Origin of the sequence: Rhodoferax sp., assembly GCF_012927445.1 — a bacterium.
Taxonomy (GTDB): Bacteria; Pseudomonadota; Gammaproteobacteria; order Burkholderiales; family Burkholderiaceae_C; genus Rhodoferax.
Window position 1 is genome coordinate 1,049,537 of record NZ_JABBPD010000004.1, and the last position, 17,569, is coordinate 1,067,105.

Below are 17,569 nucleotides of genomic sequence, written 5' to 3' on the forward strand. Positions count from 1 at the left end.
ACCGTGACTGCGCCCACCTTTGCGGCGCGCGGTCAGCGGGTCAGGCGGCGCTAATTCAGGCGGTCAGCCGCGCCAGCGCTTCCTGGTACTTGGCGGCGGTTTTGGCAATCACTTCATTCGGTACGCGCGGAGACGGTGGGGTTTTGTCCCACGGTTTGCCGTCGACCTGGGCCTGCTCCAGCCAGTCGCGCACAAACTGCTTGTCGAAACTGGGCGGGTTGATGCCTTCCTGGTAGCTCTCGGCCGGCCAAAAGCGGGAGGAGTCGGGCGTCAAGACCTCGTCCATCAGCGTCAGCGTGCCGTCGGCATCCAGGCCAAACTCGAACTTGGTGTCGGCAATGATGATGCCTTTGGCGGCCGCGATCTCGCTGGCGGCCTTGTAGATCTGGATGCTGATGTCGCGGATACGGGTGGCCAGATCAAGCCCGATCATCGCCACCGTCTGCTCAAACGTGATGTTCTCGTCATGGTCGCCGGCCGCTGCCTTGGCGGCTGGCGTGTAAATCGGCTCGGGCAGTTTGGAGGCGTTCTTCAGCCCTGCGGGCAACTGGACGCCACAGACCGCCTGGTTTTCCTGGTATTCCTTCCAGCCACTGCCGGCCAGATAACCGCGTACCACGGCTTCCACCGGCAAAGGTTTCAGGCGTTTGACCAGCATCGAGCGGCCCACCACCTGCGGCACCTCGGCGGGCGTCACCACGCTCTCGGGCGCGTCGCCGGTGAGGTGGGTCGGGCAGATGTTCAAACCGTTCGGACCCAGCTTGTCAAACCAGAACAAGGCCATTTGCGTCAGCAGCGCGCCTTTGCCGGGAATCGGCTCGCCCATGATCACGTCGAACGCGCTCAGGCGGTCGCTGGCGACCATCAGGATGCGGTCGTCACCGACCGCATAGTTGTCGCGCACCTTGCCACGGGCAAGCAGGGGCAACGAGGTGAGCATGGAGGTGTGCAGTGCAGCAGTCATAGCGGGGCAGTCAGTACGTAGAGGGCAAAGTGGAAAAAACAAAGGGCCCGCTGCGGTGCATTCACCAGCAGCGGGCCCTGATTATCGCAAGGTCCGATCAGCGCACGACTTGCGCTAACTCACCGCGGGCATATTGACCGGCCACCACAAAGAGGCTATGCCCTTTGATCTTGCTGGCCTGGCCTTCGCAACCAAACTCGACGTAGCGCTGTTTGCACAACTGCATGGCCGCTTCACGCGCGGGCTTGAGCCAGTCGCGCATGTCGAACTTTTCAGGGTTTTGCGCCATGAATTTGCGCACCGCGCCCGTCATGGCCAGGCGAATGTCGGTGTCAATGTTGATCTTGCGCACGCCGTATTTGATGGCTTTTTGAATTTCTTCCACCGGCACGCCGTAGGTTTCTTTCATATCGCCACCGAATTCACGGATGATGGCCAGCAACTCCTGCGGCACGCTGCTGGAGCCGTGCATGACCAAATGGGTATTGGGAATGCGCTTGTTGATTGCCATCACGCGGTCAATCGCCAGGATGTCGCCGGTGGGCTTGCGGGTGAATTTGTAGGCGCCGTGGCTGGTGCCAATGGCAATGGCCAGTGCATCCAGCTGGGTGCGCTTGACAAAGTCGGCCGCCTGCTCGGGGTCGGTCAACATTTGCTCACGCGTCATGACGTCATCAGTGCCGTGACCGTCTTCCTTGTCGCCCTGCATGGTTTCCAGCGAGCCCAGGCAGCCCAGTTCGCCCTCTACTGTGACGCCGGTGGCGTGCGCCAAGTCCACCACCTTGCGGGTGACTTCCACGTTGTATTCGTAACTGGCAATGGTTTTGCCGTCGGCCATCAAGGAGCCGTCCATCATCACCGAGCTGAAACCCAGGTTGATGGCGCCTTGACAGACCTCAGGGCTTTGACCGTGATCCTGGTGCATCACCAACGGGATGTGCGGATACGCCTCCGTGGCGGCCGCAATCAGGTGCTTGATGAACGCCTCACCGGCGTACTTGCGGGCGCCGGCGCTGGCCTGCAGAATGACCGGCGCGCCAACCTCGGCGGCGGCCTGCATGACAGCCTGGACCTGCTCCAGATTGTTAACGTTGAAAGCTGGAATGCCGTAGCCGTTTTCGGCTGCGTGATCCAGCAGCTCGCGCATTGAGACAAGTGCCATTGTGATATCCCCCGGGAAGTTGGTAACCGCTTGGTAACTAGTACCGATGGGCCGAATTTTACAGTTGCCAACCACCGACTGCGCTCAAGCCGGGCTGGCTCTTGTAACAAAAATCAAGACACCTTGAGGATTTTCAGCATGTTGGTCCCGCCCGGTGCGCCCATCGGTTCGCCGCAAGTGATGGCATACACATCACCACTTTGCACAATGCCACGGGTCTTCAAATGGTTCTCGGCTTCCGCCAGCGCGGTGTCGCGGTCGGTACTGGTGTCGATGAACAACGGACGCACATTGCGGTACAGCGCCATCCGGCGTTGCGTCGCCACCTTGGAGGTGAGCGCGTAAATCGGCACCTGAATCAGATGCCGGCTCATCCACAGCGCCGTCGAGCCACTGTCGGTCATGGCCACGATCGCCTTGGCACCGAGGTGATGGGCGGTAAACAACGCCCCCATGGCGATGGACTGGTCGATGCGCTTGAAGGTCTTGCCGGTGAAATCAGCTTCCAGCTTGAAGTCTTCGTGGCCTTCGGCGGCCTGGCAAATGTTAGCCATCTCGACAATTGTTTCCAACGGATACCGGCCCGATGCCGTCTCGGCCGACAGCATCACGGCGTCGGTGCCGTCCAGCACGGCGTTGGCCACGTCGCTGACTTCGGCCCGGGTTGGTACCGGGTTGGTAATCATCGACTCCATCATCTGCGTGGCGGTGATCACCACCTTGTCATGCTCGCGGGCGAGCTTGATCATGCGTTTTTGCAGGCCCGGCACGGCGGCATTACCGACCTCCACCGCCAGATCGCCGCGCGCCACCATGATGCCATCGCTGGCGAGCAAAATTTCTTCCAGCCGCGGAATCGCCTCGGCGCGCTCGATCTTGGCAATCATGCCGGGCCTGTGCCCATATTCGGCAGCGGCCACGTTGCACAACTGGCGCGCCAATTCCATGTCGATGGCATTTTTGGGGAAACTCACGGCCACATAGTCGGCCTGGAAGCTCATGGCGGTTTTGATGTCGTCCATGTCCTTGGCGGTTAGCGCCGGTGCCGTCAGCCCGCCGCCCTGCTTGTTGATGCCCTTGTTGTTGGACAACTCGCCTCCGAGCTTGACCGTAGTGTGCACGGCTTCACCGATGACGGCATCGACCGTGATCACGATCAGGCCGTCGTTGAGCAACAACACGTCACCGGCCTTGACCTCGCGTGGCAGCGCCTTGTAGTCCAGCCCCACGGCATCAATGTCACCCAGCTCGGTGCGCGCCGCATCCAGCACAAACTTGGCGCCGGGCACCAGCACCACCTTGCCGTCGGCAAACTTGCCAACCCGAATTTTGGGGCCCTGCAGGTCGGCCATGATGGCCACCTCACGGCCGACGCGTTGCGCCACTTCACGCACCAGATGCGCCCGGTCAATATGGTCTTGCGCCGTGCCGTGGCTGAAGTTCAAGCGCACCACGTTGACCCCCGCGCGAATCATCTGCTCCAGCAATGCCGGATCACTGGAAGCGGGGCCAAGTGTGGCGACGATTTTGGTGGCGCGACGGGTCATGAAACTGTCTCCTTGTTATTAAGTTTCGATTTTTACATGGAAGTGGTTACAGGCCTGCATCAGAAGCGATTGCGGCCAATGGAGCGGCAAGAGCCGACAGCAACGACTTGATAACCGTAGCCAAATTGCGAAAACGCAAGGCCCGAGACGACGTTGATTGGTTAAATAACTTTTATCCAGCATCTGTCTGCAAACACCTCTAAATGATGCCGGACCCTTCCTGGACATTAGCTTGTGGCAAGCCATGTTGCTCGTAATGGCCGGGTTTATCCCTTCAACCCATTGGGCTTGCAACGCAAAATTTAAGCAATTCTGTGCAGCTTTGCTGAGCCGTTTCTCTCCTTACTATAAAGATCGTTATGACTTACACCGCCGAACAATTCATCGCCACCAACCAAGCTAACATGCACGCCCTGAAAGGCCTGAGCATCACGGCTTTTTCCGGCTTTGAAAATCTGGTCGAATTGAATTTAAGCACCTCCAAAGCCGTCATGGGTGAATCCTTCTCGCACCTCAAAGCTGTCCTGGGCGCGAAAGACATTCAAGACTTGCTGGCCCTGCAAACAGGCCTGCTTCAGGCTGCGTCCGAAAAATCGGCGGCCTATGGTCAGCATATTTACAGCCTTGCGACAGGCACCGGGGCCGAATTCAATAAAGCCGTCGAAATCAAGCTGATTGAAGCGCAAACAGCCTTCAACGAGGCAGTCGAAAATTTTTCCAAAAACGCACCGGCCGGTTCCGAGCCAGCGCTGGCCGCCTTCAAGAGCGCCATGACCGCCGGCCAGAGCGTCATCGACTCAGCCAAAAGCTCGGCTAAAAAAGTGGTGGAATTGACGGAGTCCAACCTGAAGGCCGCCAGCCACAAAGCCGCCAGTCCCGCCAAGATGCGCTGATGGTTTCAGCGCCTCGCGCATGATTAAAAACGGCACCTGCAGGTGCCGTTTTTAATTCTCTCATTGCTCTACAGCGCCATGCGGCAAACACGGCGGAGGCGGAAAGCGCCGTACCCCAGTAGCCTAGGTCGTGAGGCTGACCGCCAAGTTTTGCCAAGTTTTTTACAACAGGCGTCAAGCCCCTCAGGCCGATGCCACGCGCAATATCAAGCAGCAGAAGCCGCTTCTGCGGCGCGGCGGCTCAGGATCTCGAACGCCGGCAAGGTCTTGCCTTCCAGCACTTCCAGGAAAGCACCGCCGCCGGTGGAGATGTAGCCCACCTGTTTTTCAATACCGTACTTGGCGATGGCCCCCAGTGTGTCGCCGCCGCCGGCGATGGAAAAAGCGTTGGACTCGGCAATGGCATGGGCAATCACCTTGGTGCCGTTCTCGAAGGCCGCAAACTCGAACACGCCGACCGGGCCGTTCCAGACAATGGTACCGGCCGATTTCAGTTGCGCCGCCAGCGCGGCCGCCGTTTGCGGCCCGATGTCCAGAATCAGGTCGTCGTCGGCCACTTCGGTGGCGGCCTTGACCGTTGCCACCGCATCCGGCGAGAAGGTTTTGGCGGTGACCACATCGGTCGGGATCGGCACAGCGGCGCCGCGGGCTTGCATGGCGTCCATCACGGCTTTGGCATCGGCCACCAAACCCGGCTCGGCCAGGCTCTTGCCGATCTTCAGACCGGCCGCCAGCATGAAGGTGTTGGCGATGCCGCCGCCGACGATCAGCTGGTCCACCTTGTCGGCCAGACTCTTCAGAATGGTCAGCTTGGTGGAGACTTTGGAGCCCGCCACAATCGCCACCAGCGGCCGTTTCGGGTTGGCCAGCGCCAGCGTGATGGCGTCCATCTCGGCCGCCAGCAGCGGACCGGCACACGCCACCTTGGCAAACTGCGCAATGCCGTAGGTGGAGGCTTCCGCCCGGTGCGCCGTGCCAAAGGCGTCGTGCACAAAGATGTCGCACAGGGCGGCCATTTTTTTCGCCAGGGCTTCGTTGTTTTTCTTCTCGCCTGGGTTAACGCGGCAGTTTTCCAGCATCACCAGTTGCCCTGGCTGCACGGTCACCCCGTCCACCCAGTTGGCGATCAGCGGGATCTCGCGGCCCATCAGTTCGGCCATGCGCTGGGCCACGGGTGCCAGCGAGTCGGCCGGCTTGAACTCGCCTTCCGTCGGGCGGCCCAGATGCGAGGTCACCATCACCGCGGCACCGGCGTCCAAGGCCATTTGAATGCAGGGAATGGAGGCGCGAACCCGGGTGTCTTCGGTAATGACGCCCGCCTCGTCTTGCGGCACGTTGAGGTCGGCGCGGATAAACACACGTTTACCAGTGACCTGGCCCTGGGCGCACAGGTCGGAGAAGCGGATGACATTCATAAAAACCCTGACAGTAGAAAAAAGACTACCCGGATTGTAGAAGCGTGCTACCCGCCCAAATTAGTCCGGCCTGGCTACCAGCCCAAGCCCAGATGCAGCGGCAGATACACCGCCATGCCCGCCACGATGGTGCCCAGCACCGCCTGGCCCGCGCCCTTGCGCCAGAAGAACCAGGCCGCGCCCGCCGCCACCGCAAACAGCCGGGCGTCTTGCCAGGTGCTGATGAACTGGCCCTGCGTCATCACCATTTCCGGCACGATGACGGCGGCCAAGGCGGCAATCGGCGCATATTGCAGCCCGCGCTGGGCCCAGTGCGGCAGCTTCCAGGGCTTGCTGGAGATGAAAAAGAAGGAGCGGGTGAGCACCGTGACCGCCGCCAGCCCGACGATGATGAGCAGCGTCCAGAGATCGGTGCTGCCGCTCATGCCTGCTCCTGCCGATGGCGGCGTGTTTCTTCCAGAATGAGACTCAGCGCCACCGCCGCCGCGATCGCCACCAGAATATTCAGTTTGAACGGCAAGGCGAAGGCGGCCACCGCCGCCGCACCGGCCACCCCGGCCGACACCAGACGCAGCCGGCTTGAGGCCAGCGAACACAAGATCCCCAGCAACGCCAGAATGCCGGCAAAGCCCAAGCCCCAGTGGGTCGGGATGAAGTTGGCCAACACCACGCCCAGCACGCTGCACCCCATCCAGGAGACCCAGTTCACGCCGCAGTTGCCGGCCAGATAGGCCTGCTGAGCGCGCCGGTGCGCCGCATCGCTGCCCACATGGGGGAAGCGCTTGGTGAACTGCACGTAGCTCAAGTCGGCCGTGAGGTAGCCGGTGACGAGCCGTTGCCACCGCGGCAAGTGCATGACGTAGGGTCGCATGTGGGCGCTGAACACCACAAAGCGCAGGTTGACGCAACAAGCGGTGGCCAAAATCACCCACATCGGTGCGCCCGCGGTCAACAACGGCACCGCCGCCAGTTGCGAGCTGCCGGCATAAACGGTCAGGGTCATCAGCAAGGCTTCAAACGTGCTCATGCCGGAATTCATCATGGCCACGCCCGTCATCAAACCCCAGGCGGCGAGGCCGGGGGCAACGCCGAGGGCATCGAGGGCGCCCTGGCGAAATTCGGGATGCCGGTAGTGACTGCGGAGAAAGAACATTCGAGACGGCGGGTCAGGTCCGCAACGCCAGCGGGGCGCTGTCGCGCGCCTCAAACACCATGCCCGGCTGCAGGGCGAAACCATGCAAAAAGTCCGCCACGCGCAGCCGTTTGCCGCCCGGGCGCTGCAACTCGGCGAGTATCACTACTGAATTCATAGCAGCTACCGCAATACCCTCGGGGGCTACGGTCAGAATTGATCCAAATTCTGTGCCGACGGGCGGTATGCCTGTGCCCACGTTCGCCGCCCAGATTTTGAGGGTTTCACCATGCAAGGTCGCGCTGGCGGCGGGAAACGGGTTGAAGGCGCGCACGCGTCGCACAATCGGTTCGGCCGCTTGCGCCCAGTCAATCGCGGCTTCGTGTTTTTCAATTTTGTGCGCGTAGGTGATGCCCTCGGTCGGCTGCGGCACCGGCTGCAAACCGCCGCGGGCCGACAATTCCAGCGCTTGCACCATCAGCTGCCCGCCCAGCGCGGCCAGTTTGTCGTGCAAGGTGGCGGTGCTGTCCTGATCGTCAATCGGCAGCTTTTGCACCAGCAGCATGTCGCCGGTGTCCAGACCGGCGTCCATTTGCATGATGGTGACACCGGTCTCCAGGTCACCCGCCTCGATCGCGCGGTGAATCGGCGCGGCGCCGCGCCAGCGCGGCAACAAGGAGGCGTGGATATTGAAACAGCCCAAGCGCGGCGCATCGAGCACCCACTGCGGCAGGATCAGGCCGTAGGCCGCCACCACCATGGCGTCGGCCTGCGCGGCCTCAATGACGGCACGCGCCGCGGTCGCCTCGTCAGGGTATTTGCCGTCCAGCCGCAGACTGCGCGGCTGCGCCACCGGGATACCCTGGTCCAGCGCGAACTGCTTGACGGCGGACGCATGCAGTTTCATGCCGCGCCCGGCCGGCCGGTCGGGCTGGCTCAGCACCAGCACAATCTCATGCCCGGCGGCGTGCAGGCGCGCCAGGGCGACGCGAGCAAACTCAGGCGTGCCGGCGAAGATCAGCCTCACCGCTGTTCCTCACGCAACGCCTTGAGCATTTTTTTCTTGATGCGATCGCGTTTCAGCGGCGAGAGGTATTCCACGAACACTTTGCCCATCAGATGGTCCATCTCGTGCTGAATACACACCGACAGCAGGTCTTCCGCTTCAATCACCAGGGATTTGCCCTCACGATTCAGCGCACTGACCGTGACCGCGTCAAAACGCTCGACGCCGTCGTAAATGCCGGGCACCGACAGACAGCCCTCCTCGTTGAGGTGGGTCTCGTCGCTGGTCCAGACCATCTGCGGGTTGATCAGCACCAGCGGATCGTCGCGCTCTTCGGACACGTCAATCACAATCAGGCGCTCGTGCACGTCCACCTGGGTGGCGGCCAGGCCGATGCCTTTGGCGTCGTACATGGTCTGCAGCATGTCGGCAATGAGCGCGCGGATGCGGTCATCCACAGTCAGCACGGGTTTGGCCACAGTGTGCAGCTTGGGATCGGGAAAACAAAGAATCGGTAATAAAGCCATGAAGTCTCTTCAAATATGTCGTTATTTTCGCTACTTTTGGCCGCGCCAGTACAGGCCATGTGCAGGAACCGTTGCCCAATCAAGGGCTTGGGCGCAAAATCGCGCGTAATTTATCAAGCTTTCCCCGGGTGGGCAACGCGCAAGCAGTGCCCACCCAAAGCCCAACCGGCCTTTGCAGCACCGCAAAATATGACACAAAACATGATCGTGAAATCCAAAGTCGCCTCCCAAGCCACCCTCGCCGCGCTGACCGTGCTGGCCAGCACCTGGATGCCCTCGCTGGCCTGGGCACAGAGCCTGCCCGTCACCGCGGGCCAAAAAGCCACGGCGGCCCAAGTCGCACAGGCCGGGGTGCCCTTGAGCGAACTGAGCGCCAACGCGCCCGACAACTACACCGTCAAACGGGGCGACACGCTGTGGGCCATCTCCGGCCTTTTCCTCAAAAGCGCCTGGCGCTGGCCCGAACTGTGGGGCATGAACCTCAATGAAATCAAGAATCCGCACCTGATCTACCCGGGGCAAATGCTGTACCTGGAGAAAAAAGACGGGCGCGCCACCCTGCGCACCCGGCAGTCGGCCAACGGCGATGCGCCGCTGGAGACGGTTCGCCTGTCCCCGCGCACCCGTTACGAAGCCCTGGCCAGCGACGCGCTGCCAACCCTCAAAAGTCACCTGATTGAACCGTTTTTGGCGGAACCGATGATCGTGGACGAAAACGGACTCACCTCGGCGGCGCGCATCGTGGCAACGCAAGAAGGCCGTGTGCTGCTGACCCGCGGCGACCGTGCCTATGCGCGCGGTCAGGGCGCCGCCGCGCTCGTCGATGAGGTCGGCCAAAAGCAGAAGGCGTACCGGGTATTTCGCAACGCCACGCCCCTGAAAGACCCGGTAACAGCGGAAGTGCTGGGCTATGAAGCGCAATACGTCGGCAAGGCCCTGCTGGCCCGCGGTGAATCCACCCAGGAATCAACCGACAAAGATGGGAAACCCCGCACCGACATCGTGCCGGCCACGATTGACATTGTGGTGGCCAAGGAAGAAATGCGCGTCGGCGACCGGATGCTGCCCGAGCCCGAGCGGCAGTTTTTGAGTTATGTGCCCCATGCGCCGCTGGAAAAAGTGGATGCCCGCATCGTCTCGGTCTATGGCAGCGCGGTCGTTAATGCGGCCCAAAACCAGGTGGTGGCGATCAATCGCGGCACCCGCGACGGTGTCGAAAACGGCCACGTGCTGGCCATTTTGAAAGACGGCGCCCGCCTGATCGACAAGACGGACGATGCGCGCACCGCGCTGAAATTGCCGGATGAGCGCAATGGTTTGCTGATGGTGTTCCGCACGTTTGAACGCCTCTCTTATGCCCTGGTACTGGAGATCAAGGACGGCGCCAAAGTGGGTGACCGGCTGGTCAACCCGCGCTAACCGCGGTTCGCAGTCATCCCGCCCATGGAGCGCGAAGAACTTGCCGCCTGGCTGCGCCTGACGCTCACGCCGGGCGTCGGCAACGAAACCGCCCGCAAATTACTGGCGGCGTTTGGCCTGCCCGACGCGGTGTTCCGCCAGTCCAGTGCGGCGCTGCGGCAAGTGGTGAGCGCCACCGTGGCCAGCCACCTGCGCGCCGAGCCGCCCGAACTGCCGGCCTTGCTGGACCTGACCTGGACCTGGTTGCAAAACAGCGGCGAAGGCGGAGCCCAGCGTCATATCGTGGTGCTGGGGGATGCCGACTACCCGGTCTCGCTGCTGCGCATGGAAGATCCACCGCTGATGCTGTACCTACTGGGCGCCGGAGAATTTATATCAAATAGACCTCTAGCCTCCGGATTACCTGCGCAAGTAGCTACGAATTTAATAGCAAATAGCCTGGCCGCCAATCTGGCACGGAGCATTGCGGTGGTCGGCAGTCGCAACCCCACACCGCAAGGGGCGGTCAACGCCCGGCTTTTTTCCAAAGCGCTGGGGCAAGCCGGTCTGACCATCGTATCGGGCTTGGCCTTGGGCGTCGATGGTGCCGCGCACGAGGGCGCCTTGGACAGCCTGGCGCCGGGTTCCAACCGGCTGGCCACCGTGGCCGTGGTCGGCACCGGGCTGGACCGGGTTTATCCCAAAGCACACCTTGAGCTGGCGCACCGCATCGCGCAACATGGGCTGCTCATCAGCGAATACCCGCTGGGCACGCCGCCCTTGCCCGCCAACTTTCCCAAACGCAACCGCCTCATCGCGGGACTGACGCAGGGCACGCTGGTGATTGAAGCGGCCTTGAAGTCGGGCTCGCTCATCACGGCTCGTCTGACGGCGGAACAGGGCAAGGACGTTTTTGCCATTCCCGGCTCGATTCACTCCGCCCAGGCACGCGGCTGCCACGCGCTGATCAAGCAGGGCGCCAAACTGGTGGAATCGGCGCAGGATGTGCTGGAAGAGCTGAAACTCGACGCCGGGCCGGCGTTGGCTGTGAATCCCATCGCGGTCAAGGTCGATACGGAGAGGGCGGGCGATCTTTTCTCGACTGAAAATGCGCTGTTGGAGGCCTTGGGCTTCGATCCCGTCGGGCTGGATGCGCTGCAAGCCCGTTGCGGCCTGGATGCTGCCAATCTGCAGGCGCAATTGATGACGCTGGAGCTTGATGGCCGGGTGGCGCGCTTGTCTGGTGGCCTGTTCCAGCGCATGACCCAGGCCTAAAGCCGGAATTGAACCGGAATCAACCGCCAAGTCCACTTTGTTGCGCGGGTCATGCTTTACAGGTCGGCATTCGCGCTATATTGGGGCCATGTTTGAAGTGCTTGTCTTCGTTTACGAGAATTATTGGCGCGGCGATGCCTGCCCCGAATTGGCCCATCTGGAGCGCAAATTGAACGCGGTGGGCTTTGAGGCCGAGGAAATTCAGGACGCGCTGACTTGGCTCAACGACCTGAATCTGGCCGCCCGCGGCCTGCAGTTGCCCGCACTGGACAACGAGGCCAGCAGCAGTGCGCCCCAGCCGGACATCCAGACTTGGGCCCCGTCGCGCAACAGCATGCGCATCTACTCGATGGCCGAGCAGGCGCACTTGGGTGCGGACTGTCTCGGTTTTGTCACGTTTCTGGAAAACTCGGGCGTGTTGCCGGCGCATATGCGCGAGATCGTGATCGACCGGGCCATGGCGGCTCCCGCCGACCCGCTCCCGCTGGACGATCTCAAGATCATCGTGCTGATGGTGTTCTGGAGTCTGGGTCAGGAACCCGACCCGCTGATACTCGACGAGTTGTGCGACGACACTTCCAACCGGCTGGCCCACTGAGGCCGTGCTAATTTCACACTAACCCAACAGCCGTTCCGGATTGGCTTCCAGCTTGCCCAGCGCATCGCGTGTGGCGCGCACAGTCAGCGCTTCCTCTTCTTGCGGCAAAAGCAGGCCCGCCTGTAAATAAGCCGCCAGGCGTCCGGCCTGAACCAGATAACTGTGGCCGTCGGTGGACGCAAACAAATTCAAATGCTTGCGGTCGCTGCGCCACACGAATTGCACCTGGGCCACCCGGCCGTTATGGTCCAGCGTAAACCAGGAGCCCAATTCCAGTTCCTGCGCCCAGGCCTGCATCGCCGCAATCGGCTTGGAGCCGCCATCGGCCACCACATCAATCTTGTCGGCTTCAATGCCCAGCATCAGCTCGATGCTCTGGGCATCGAGGGGCAGGTCCCCCATCATGCCTTCATCGCTGACAAAGTCTTCCAGGTTGGCCAGGCGTTCGGCCATGGCCTGAATCTGCTCGTTGGGAATGGCCTGGGTCTTGGACAGAAACGCATCCGCCAGGATGTCGCTGACCGTCTTGATATGCGCCTCCTGCTCGGACGGCGCCACGCCCAGCAAGGACATGCCGGCGCGCAATTTGTGCAGGAGCTGCGGTAGATCCTGAATCACGCGGGCCCGATCACTGCGATTGGGTTTGGCGCTGGCCGCCCAGACCAAGTCGCTGGCCGATTTTTTCAGCCCCAGGGTTTCCGCATGCTGCGGGCCTTTGCGCACGGCCGCCACGGCCAGCACCTCGGCCCAGACCTTGAAGAGAAAATTGCGAATCTCCTCGCGCACCGGCATGTCTTTGAGCATGTTGCGCATCTCAATCGTGTACTGGATCGTGAGCGTTTCCTTTTCCTCGACCTGCTGCGCCAGAGTGACCAGCTTTTGGGTCGAAGCCTTGCCGGTTAAAAACTGCGCCAGAAACTTCTGAAACTCGTCATACACCAGCTGGTAGACACGCTTGCCGGTCTCGGGATACTGCTCAATCACCTGCACCACCCGCTTGATCTCCTGCTCCAGCGCACTGCCTTTGATGCCGCTGGCGTCAAACCCCATCACACACGACCCCATGCGGTCGATCAACTGCCGGGCCGGGTGACTCAGCGTGCCAAAGAAGTCCGGCTCGGCCAGCGCCACGCGCAGCACCGGCATTTGCAGGCGCGCAAACCACACCCGAATCTCCGGCGGAATGCGATCTTCCTGCAAGATGGCCTGAAACATCAGCGCCACAATCTCGATCGTCGCCTTTTCGCTTTGGGTTTCGGCCTTGTTTTTGAGTTCGGTCGAGCGTTGCCGTAACTCGACCGCCACCCGGGCTACGCCCGCCGGGCTGTAATCTTCCAGGACAGTGCCGCTGCCCGAGTACTGGCCGGCTGGTTGTGAACGCACCGCCATGGCCGCCGCCAGCGCGGGTGACGGTGGCTGGTAGTGCGTGGCTTCAAAATCTGTCCCACCCGAGCCTATCAACAAACGCTTGAGTTGCCCCAAGACACCCTGCGCCCGACTCCGCGCCCGCGCGAGCGGCGTGGTCGAGGTCATCAGGCGGGTTTCGTCCGAGGCGCTGCCATAGCCGGAGCTTTGCCGTCCCGGTGATCCGGCGGCCTGCCCCCAGCCCAGTCGCCCGCCAAAGGCGGACCCTGATGGCGGCCTGGCCTGGCCCGCCGACCCTGCGACGTTGGCATCAAAGCCAGCCTGTCCCGAGTCGGCGCCGGCGGGTTTTTCCCCTGGCGCTTGGCGGGAGACGGCGGCCGGGCTCCCCCGGGAGGGTGCCGCGGGAATGCGTTTGACACGGTCCTTCAACTCGATCGTGGGCAGCACACCCTGCTTGATCAAAAACGCATTGGCATTGGCGTAGGCCTGCGTCAGGCGCTCGCTCAGGAGCTTGAGCGCCAGGTCGTTCACCATCGACCAGGCCTCGCGGGGCATACCCGCGTCAGCCCACTGCTCGACGATCACCAGAAGCAGCACTTCGGGCTGCAGAATATCGTGGGCTTCGAGCTCTTCCAATCTTTCCAGCAGTTTGATCCGGACGCGCAGATCATTCAGCTCGGCACTGACGTTTTCCAGCACGCCCAGCACCAGCCGGGACGCCGTGATTTTGTTCTCCATCACGTCGGTGCTGACCAGTTCAAACCCTTCATCCGGCGTCTTCTTGGCAGCGGACGTCACCGGGCGCGTCAAAGCGGCCTGCCAGGCGTTCAGGGTGCCGTCCACCCACTCGGTCCGCCGGCTCTGGTAAAAAGTCCAGGCGTCGCGCCGGTTTTGCATTTCACGCGACGGGGCCGATTCGCTCATCAGGCTGGTGAGTCGCTCCTGCACCGCGGTCGCCAACTCCGCCATGGCGTGGCTGGCCTCTGCGACAAAGCGCCTACGCGTCTCTTGAGCGAGCAGGACGCGTTGCGCAAAAGAGGCTTGAGTGGCCATAGCTCAGTGTCGGGTCAGACCGTGGCACCCGCGTTGGGGTCGTTCGGGTCTTCGTCTTTCTTGGCGCCGCCCTTGATCAGGTCTTCGCGCTGAATTCCCAGCCACATGGCAATGGCCGCCGCCACAAAAACCGAAGAATAAATACCAAACAGAATGCCAATGGTCAAGGCCAAGGCAAAGTAATGCAGCGTGGCGCCCCCAAAAACCAGCATGGACAGCACCATCAACTGGGTTGACCCGTGCGTGATGATGGTCCGGCTGATGGTCGAGGTGATGGCGCTATCAATGATTTGCATCGTGTCCATCTTGCGATACCGCCTGAAATTCTCCCGGATTCGGTCAAAGATCACGACCGACTCATTCACCGAATACCCCAGCACCGCCAGCACCGCCGCCAGCACGGGAAGGGAGAACTCCCACTGGAAGAAAGCAAAAAAGCCCAGGATGATGATGACGTCATGCAAATTGGCAATGATGGCCGCCACGGCGAACTTCCATTCAAACCGGATCGCCAGATAAATCATGATGCCGACCACCACGGAGGCCAGCGCCTTGAGGCCATCAGTGGCCAACTCGTCCCCGACCTGCGGCCCGACAAACTCGCTACGGCGCATGGTGGCGGTTGGGTCCACCACCTTGAGCGCGGCCATGACGCGGTCGCTTTGCTGGGCGGAACTGACGCCCTTTTGCACCGGCATGCGAATCAACACGTCGCGCGCGGTGCCAAAGTTTTGCACCTGCACATCGCTCAGGCCCAGCGTTGCCACCGTGCTGCGAACGACATTCAAGTCAGCGGGTTGCGAGTAGCTGACCTCCATCAAGGTGCCGCCGGTGAACTCCACCGACAGGTGTAAACCCCGGGTAAACAGGAAGAACACCGCCGCCAAAAAGGTGATGAGCGAGACGAGATTGAAGATGAGCGCATGCCGCATGAACGGAATGTCGCGTTTGATTTTGAAAAATTCCATGACTACTTTCCCTTAGTTCGACTTGACCTGAGTCCCGGACTCCGGGCGCCAAACCGTACCAATTGACACGCTTTTGAGCTTGTTTTGACGACCGTACCACAAGTTGACCAAGCCTCTGGAGAAGAATACGCCGGAAAACATGCTGGTCAAAATGCCGAGCACGTGCACCACGGCAAAGCCGCGCACCGGTCCGGAACCAAAGGTCAGCAGGGCCAGCCCGGCAATCAGGGTGGTGACGTTGGAGTCCAGAATGGTGGCCCAGGCCCGGTCATACCCGGCGTGGATGGCGGCTTGCGCCGACGCCCCATTGCGCAACTCTTCCCGCACCCGCTCATTGATCAGCACGTTGGCGTCAATCGCCATCCCCAGCACCAGCGCCATGGCCGCCATGCCGGGCAGGGTCAGGGTGGCCTGCAGCATGGACAACACCGCCACCAGCAGCAGCAAATTCACGGCCAGGGCCACGCTGGAGAACACGCCAAACAGCATGTAATACAGGCACATGAAGACCGCCACCGCCGCAAAGCCCCAGGTGACGCTGTGAAAGCCCTTGGCAATGTTTTCGGCTCCCAGACTCGGGCCGATCGTGGTTTCTTCGATGATTTCCATCGGCGCCGCCAAGGAGCCGGCGCGCAGCAGCAGGGCGGTATCGGTGGCTTCCATCGCCGTCATACGGCCGGAAATCTGCACTCGTCCGCCACTGATCTCGGAGCGGATCACCGGGGCGGTGACCACTTCGCCCTTGCCCTTTTCAAACAACACGATGGCCATGCGCTTGCCGATGCTCTCGCGCGTGACATCCCGGAAAATACGGGCGCCCTTGGCGTCCAGCGTCAAGTTGACCACCGCTTCTTGCGTCTGGCTGTCAAAACCGGGCTGGGCATCCGTCAGGTTTTCACCGGTCAAGATGACCTGCTTTTTCACGATGACGGGCTGACCACTGCGTTCCAGGAAGCGCTCGGCACCAAACGGCACCGCACCCGTGCCGCTCTCGGCCGCGCGGGCTTCACCGCTTTCATCCACCATGCGCACTTCCAGCGTGGCGGTGCGACCCAGAATGTCTTTGGCCTTGGCCGTATCCTGCACGCCCGGCAGCTGCACCACAATGCGGTCCAGCCCCTGCTGCTGAATCACCGGCTCGGCCACACCCAGCTCATTGATGCGGTTGTGCAGGGTCGTGATATTTTGTTTGAGCGACTGATCCTGCACCCGGCGTGCCGCCTCGGGCTTGATGGAGGCCGTCAGCTTGAATTCGGTGCCGTCCGCTGCATCCACGGTTTGCAGATCGGCAAACTGGTCCTGAATGAGCGCTTTGGCAGTCGCCAGCGTGGCGGTATCGCGAAAGCGCACTTCGATCGTCTGACCGTTGCGGTTGATGCCGCTATGGCGCACATTCTTCTCGCGCAGACTGGTACGGATGTCACCGGCCAACGATTCGGCCCGCTTGGTCAGCGCCGCCTGCATGTCGACTTGCAGCATGAAGTGCACGCCACCCCGCAAATCCAGTCCCAGATACATGGGGAAAGCATGCAACGCCGTGAGCCAGGTCGGCGAACGGGACAGCAAATTGAGCGCCACCACATAACCGGCATTACCCGCGTCGGGAATCAGCGCCTTTTGAATGGCGTCCTTGGCTTTGAGCTGCGTCTCGGTGTCACCAAAACGCGCTTTGATCGAGGCGCCATCCAGCGTCACCAGATCCGCCGTCAGGCCGGCCGTTTTAAGCGCTTCTTCAACCAGCGCCTGCGTGTTGCTGTCCACCTTGACCGCCACTTTGGCCGCCGACACCTGCACCGCAGGCGCTTCACCAAAAAAATTAGGCAGGGTATACAAGATCCCCACCACCAGCGCGATCACGATGATCGCGTACTTCCATATCGGGTAACGATTCATGATCGAGCTTTATCTGTGAACGCTGGGCTTACTTGATGCTGCCCTTGGGCAAAACCTGTACCACGGCACTGCGCTGGATTTGAATCTCAACGCCGGTGGCGACTTCCAGTGTCACATAGCTGTCACCCAGTTTGGTCACTGTGCCCAGCAGGCCGCCGCCGGTGGCGACTTCGTCACCCTTGGCCAGCGCGTCGATCATGGCGCGGTGTTCTTTTTGTTTTTTCATCTGCGGACGAATCATTACAAAGTAAAGCACCACAAACATCAGCACCAGAGGCAGCATGCTCATGAGCGTAGATTGCATATCGCTGCCGGCAGCGGCAGCAGGAACGGTTTGAGCAAAAGCGGAAGAAATGAACACGGACAACTCCAG

At 61.4% G+C, this 17,569-nt stretch carries 16 protein-coding genes; 4 read left to right on the plus strand and 12 right to left on the minus strand.

The annotated features are described in order from the left end of the window. Positions 1 to 55 precede the first annotated feature (55 nt). The 3 genes from HHJ17_RS10610 to pyk all read right to left on the minus strand — a co-directional run bounded on the left by HHJ17_RS10610 (position 56) and on the right by pyk (position 3,673). Positions 56 to 964 carry a phosphoribosylaminoimidazolesuccinocarboxamide synthase gene (locus HHJ17_RS10610; protein ID WP_296499377.1) on the minus strand — a complete coding sequence of 303 codons (909 nt, stop codon included), beginning with the start codon at positions 962 to 964 and terminating at the stop codon, positions 56 to 58. 97 nt (positions 965 to 1,061) lie between these two features. Further along, positions 1,062 to 2,126, minus strand: a complete 1,065-nt coding sequence (gene fba, locus HHJ17_RS10615) for a class II fructose-bisphosphate aldolase (RefSeq protein WP_296499375.1) — start codon at positions 2,124 to 2,126, stop codon at positions 1,062 to 1,064. A 113-nt stretch (positions 2,127 to 2,239) separates the two neighbouring features. Continuing rightward, positions 2,240 to 3,673, minus strand: a complete 1,434-nt coding sequence (gene pyk / locus HHJ17_RS10620) for a pyruvate kinase (RefSeq protein ID WP_296499373.1) — start codon at positions 3,671 to 3,673, stop codon at positions 2,240 to 2,242. Positions 3,674 to 4,032: 359 nt separating this feature from the next. On the opposite strand from pyk, the gene HHJ17_RS10625 reads away from it, so the two are divergent. Further along, the gene (locus HHJ17_RS10625) at positions 4,033 to 4,566 is read left to right on the plus strand and encodes a phasin family protein (protein WP_296499371.1); all 534 of its coding nucleotides are present in this window, start codon (positions 4,033 to 4,035) and stop codon (positions 4,564 to 4,566) included. 206 nt (positions 4,567 to 4,772) lie between these two features. On the opposite strand, the gene HHJ17_RS10630 is transcribed toward HHJ17_RS10625, so the two are convergent. The 5 genes from HHJ17_RS10630 to def all read right to left on the minus strand — a co-directional run bounded on the left by HHJ17_RS10630 (position 4,773) and on the right by def (position 8,646). Beyond that, entirely contained in the window at positions 4,773 to 5,981 is a 1,209-nt protein-coding gene (locus tag HHJ17_RS10630; protein ID WP_296505721.1) for a phosphoglycerate kinase, read from the minus strand. Positions 5,982 to 6,055: 74 nt separating this feature from the next. Continuing rightward, the gene (locus tag HHJ17_RS10635; protein ID WP_296499368.1) at positions 6,056 to 6,406 is read right to left on the minus strand and encodes an AzlD domain-containing protein; all 351 of its coding nucleotides are present in this window, start codon (positions 6,404 to 6,406) and stop codon (positions 6,056 to 6,058) included. After that, positions 6,403 to 7,134, minus strand: a complete 732-nt coding sequence (locus tag HHJ17_RS10640; RefSeq protein ID WP_296505722.1) for an AzlC family ABC transporter permease — start codon at positions 7,132 to 7,134, stop codon at positions 6,403 to 6,405. The genes HHJ17_RS10635 and HHJ17_RS10640 overlap by 4 nt, the downstream gene beginning before the upstream one ends. A gap of 13 nt (positions 7,135 to 7,147) precedes the next feature. Further along, positions 7,148 to 8,140 (minus strand): methionyl-tRNA formyltransferase, encoded by a 993-nt coding sequence (fmt, locus tag HHJ17_RS10645; protein WP_296505723.1) that lies wholly within the window; start codon positions 8,138 to 8,140, stop codon positions 7,148 to 7,150. Beyond that, on the minus strand, positions 8,137 to 8,646 hold the full coding sequence (gene def / locus HHJ17_RS10650; protein ID WP_296505724.1) for a peptide deformylase: 510 nt from the start codon (positions 8,644 to 8,646) through the stop codon (positions 8,137 to 8,139). The genes fmt and def overlap by 4 nt, the downstream gene beginning before the upstream one ends. A 189-nt stretch (positions 8,647 to 8,835) precedes the next feature. Between def and HHJ17_RS10655 the strand changes: the two genes are divergently transcribed. The 3 genes from HHJ17_RS10655 (at position 8,836) to HHJ17_RS10665 (ending at position 11,917) form a co-directional block, all read left to right on the plus strand. Further along, on the plus strand, positions 8,836 to 10,065 hold the full coding sequence (locus HHJ17_RS10655) for a LysM peptidoglycan-binding domain-containing protein (RefSeq protein ID WP_296505725.1): 1,230 nt from the start codon (positions 8,836 to 8,838) through the stop codon (positions 10,063 to 10,065). A 24-nt stretch (positions 10,066 to 10,089) separates the two neighbouring features. Then, the gene (gene dprA, locus HHJ17_RS10660; protein ID WP_296505726.1) at positions 10,090 to 11,319 is read left to right on the plus strand and encodes a DNA-processing protein DprA; all 1,230 of its coding nucleotides are present in this window, start codon (positions 10,090 to 10,092) and stop codon (positions 11,317 to 11,319) included. An 88-nt stretch (positions 11,320 to 11,407) separates the two neighbouring features. Then, positions 11,408 to 11,917 (plus strand): DUF494 domain-containing protein, encoded by a 510-nt coding sequence (locus HHJ17_RS10665; RefSeq protein ID WP_296505727.1) that lies wholly within the window; start codon positions 11,408 to 11,410, stop codon positions 11,915 to 11,917. A gap of 18 nt (positions 11,918 to 11,935) precedes the next feature. Here the strand turns inward: HHJ17_RS10665 and HHJ17_RS10670 are convergent, their stop codons facing one another. From HHJ17_RS10670 to yajC, 4 genes are read right to left on the minus strand one after another with little or no spacing between them, the layout of a single operon-like run. Beyond that, a complete protein-coding gene (locus HHJ17_RS10670; protein ID WP_296505728.1) occupies positions 11,936 to 14,335 on the minus strand; it encodes a DUF1631 family protein in 2,400 nt (799 codons plus the stop codon). 14 nt (positions 14,336 to 14,349) lie between these two features. Then, a complete protein-coding gene (secF, locus tag HHJ17_RS10675) occupies positions 14,350 to 15,303 on the minus strand; it encodes a protein translocase subunit SecF (protein WP_296505729.1) in 954 nt (317 codons plus the stop codon). Between the two features lie 12 nt (positions 15,304 to 15,315). Beyond that, positions 15,316 to 17,196: a protein translocase subunit SecD gene (secD, locus tag HHJ17_RS10680; protein WP_296505730.1), complete on the minus strand. Its 1,881-nt coding sequence runs from the start codon at positions 17,194 to 17,196 to the stop codon at positions 15,316 to 15,318. Positions 17,197 to 17,224: 28 nt separating this feature from the next. Beyond that, on the minus strand, positions 17,225 to 17,557 hold the full coding sequence (gene yajC, locus HHJ17_RS10685; protein WP_296499349.1) for a preprotein translocase subunit YajC: 333 nt from the start codon (positions 17,555 to 17,557) through the stop codon (positions 17,225 to 17,227). Positions 17,558 to 17,569: the final 12 nt, after the last annotated feature.

Bases quoted from the DNA above. Each gene is read 5' to 3' on its own strand.
- HHJ17_RS10610 (WP_296499377.1), bottom strand. From the start codon at position 964: ATGACTGCTGCACTGCACACCTCCATGCTCACCTCGTTGCCCCTGCTT.
- fba (WP_296499375.1), bottom strand. From the start codon at position 2,126: ATGGCACTTGTCTCAATGCGCGAGCTGCTGGATCACGCAGCCGAAAAC.
- pyk (WP_296499373.1), bottom strand. From the start codon at position 3,673: ATGACCCGTCGCGCCACCAAAATCGTCGCCACACTTGGCCCCGCTTCC.
- HHJ17_RS10625 (WP_296499371.1), top strand. From the start codon at position 4,033: ATGACTTACACCGCCGAACAATTCATCGCCACCAACCAAGCTAACATG.
- HHJ17_RS10630 (WP_296505721.1), bottom strand. From the start codon at position 5,981: ATGAATGTCATCCGCTTCTCCGACCTGTGCGCCCAGGGCCAGGTCACT.
- HHJ17_RS10635 (WP_296499368.1), bottom strand. From the start codon at position 6,406: ATGAGCGGCAGCACCGATCTCTGGACGCTGCTCATCATCGTCGGGCTG.
- HHJ17_RS10640 (WP_296505722.1), bottom strand. From the start codon at position 7,134: ATGTTCTTTCTCCGCAGTCACTACCGGCATCCCGAATTTCGCCAGGGC.
- def (WP_296505724.1), bottom strand. From the start codon at position 8,646: ATGGCTTTATTACCGATTCTTTGTTTTCCCGATCCCAAGCTGCACACT.
- HHJ17_RS10655 (WP_296505725.1), top strand. From the start codon at position 8,836: ATGACACAAAACATGATCGTGAAATCCAAAGTCGCCTCCCAAGCCACC.
- dprA (WP_296505726.1), top strand. From the start codon at position 10,090: ATGGAGCGCGAAGAACTTGCCGCCTGGCTGCGCCTGACGCTCACGCCG.
- HHJ17_RS10665 (WP_296505727.1), top strand. From the start codon at position 11,408: ATGTTTGAAGTGCTTGTCTTCGTTTACGAGAATTATTGGCGCGGCGAT.
- HHJ17_RS10670 (WP_296505728.1), bottom strand. From the start codon at position 14,335: ATGGCCACTCAAGCCTCTTTTGCGCAACGCGTCCTGCTCGCTCAAGAG.
- secF (WP_296505729.1), bottom strand. From the start codon at position 15,303: ATGGAATTTTTCAAAATCAAACGCGACATTCCGTTCATGCGGCATGCG.
- secD (WP_296505730.1), bottom strand. From the start codon at position 17,196: ATGAATCGTTACCCGATATGGAAGTACGCGATCATCGTGATCGCGCTG.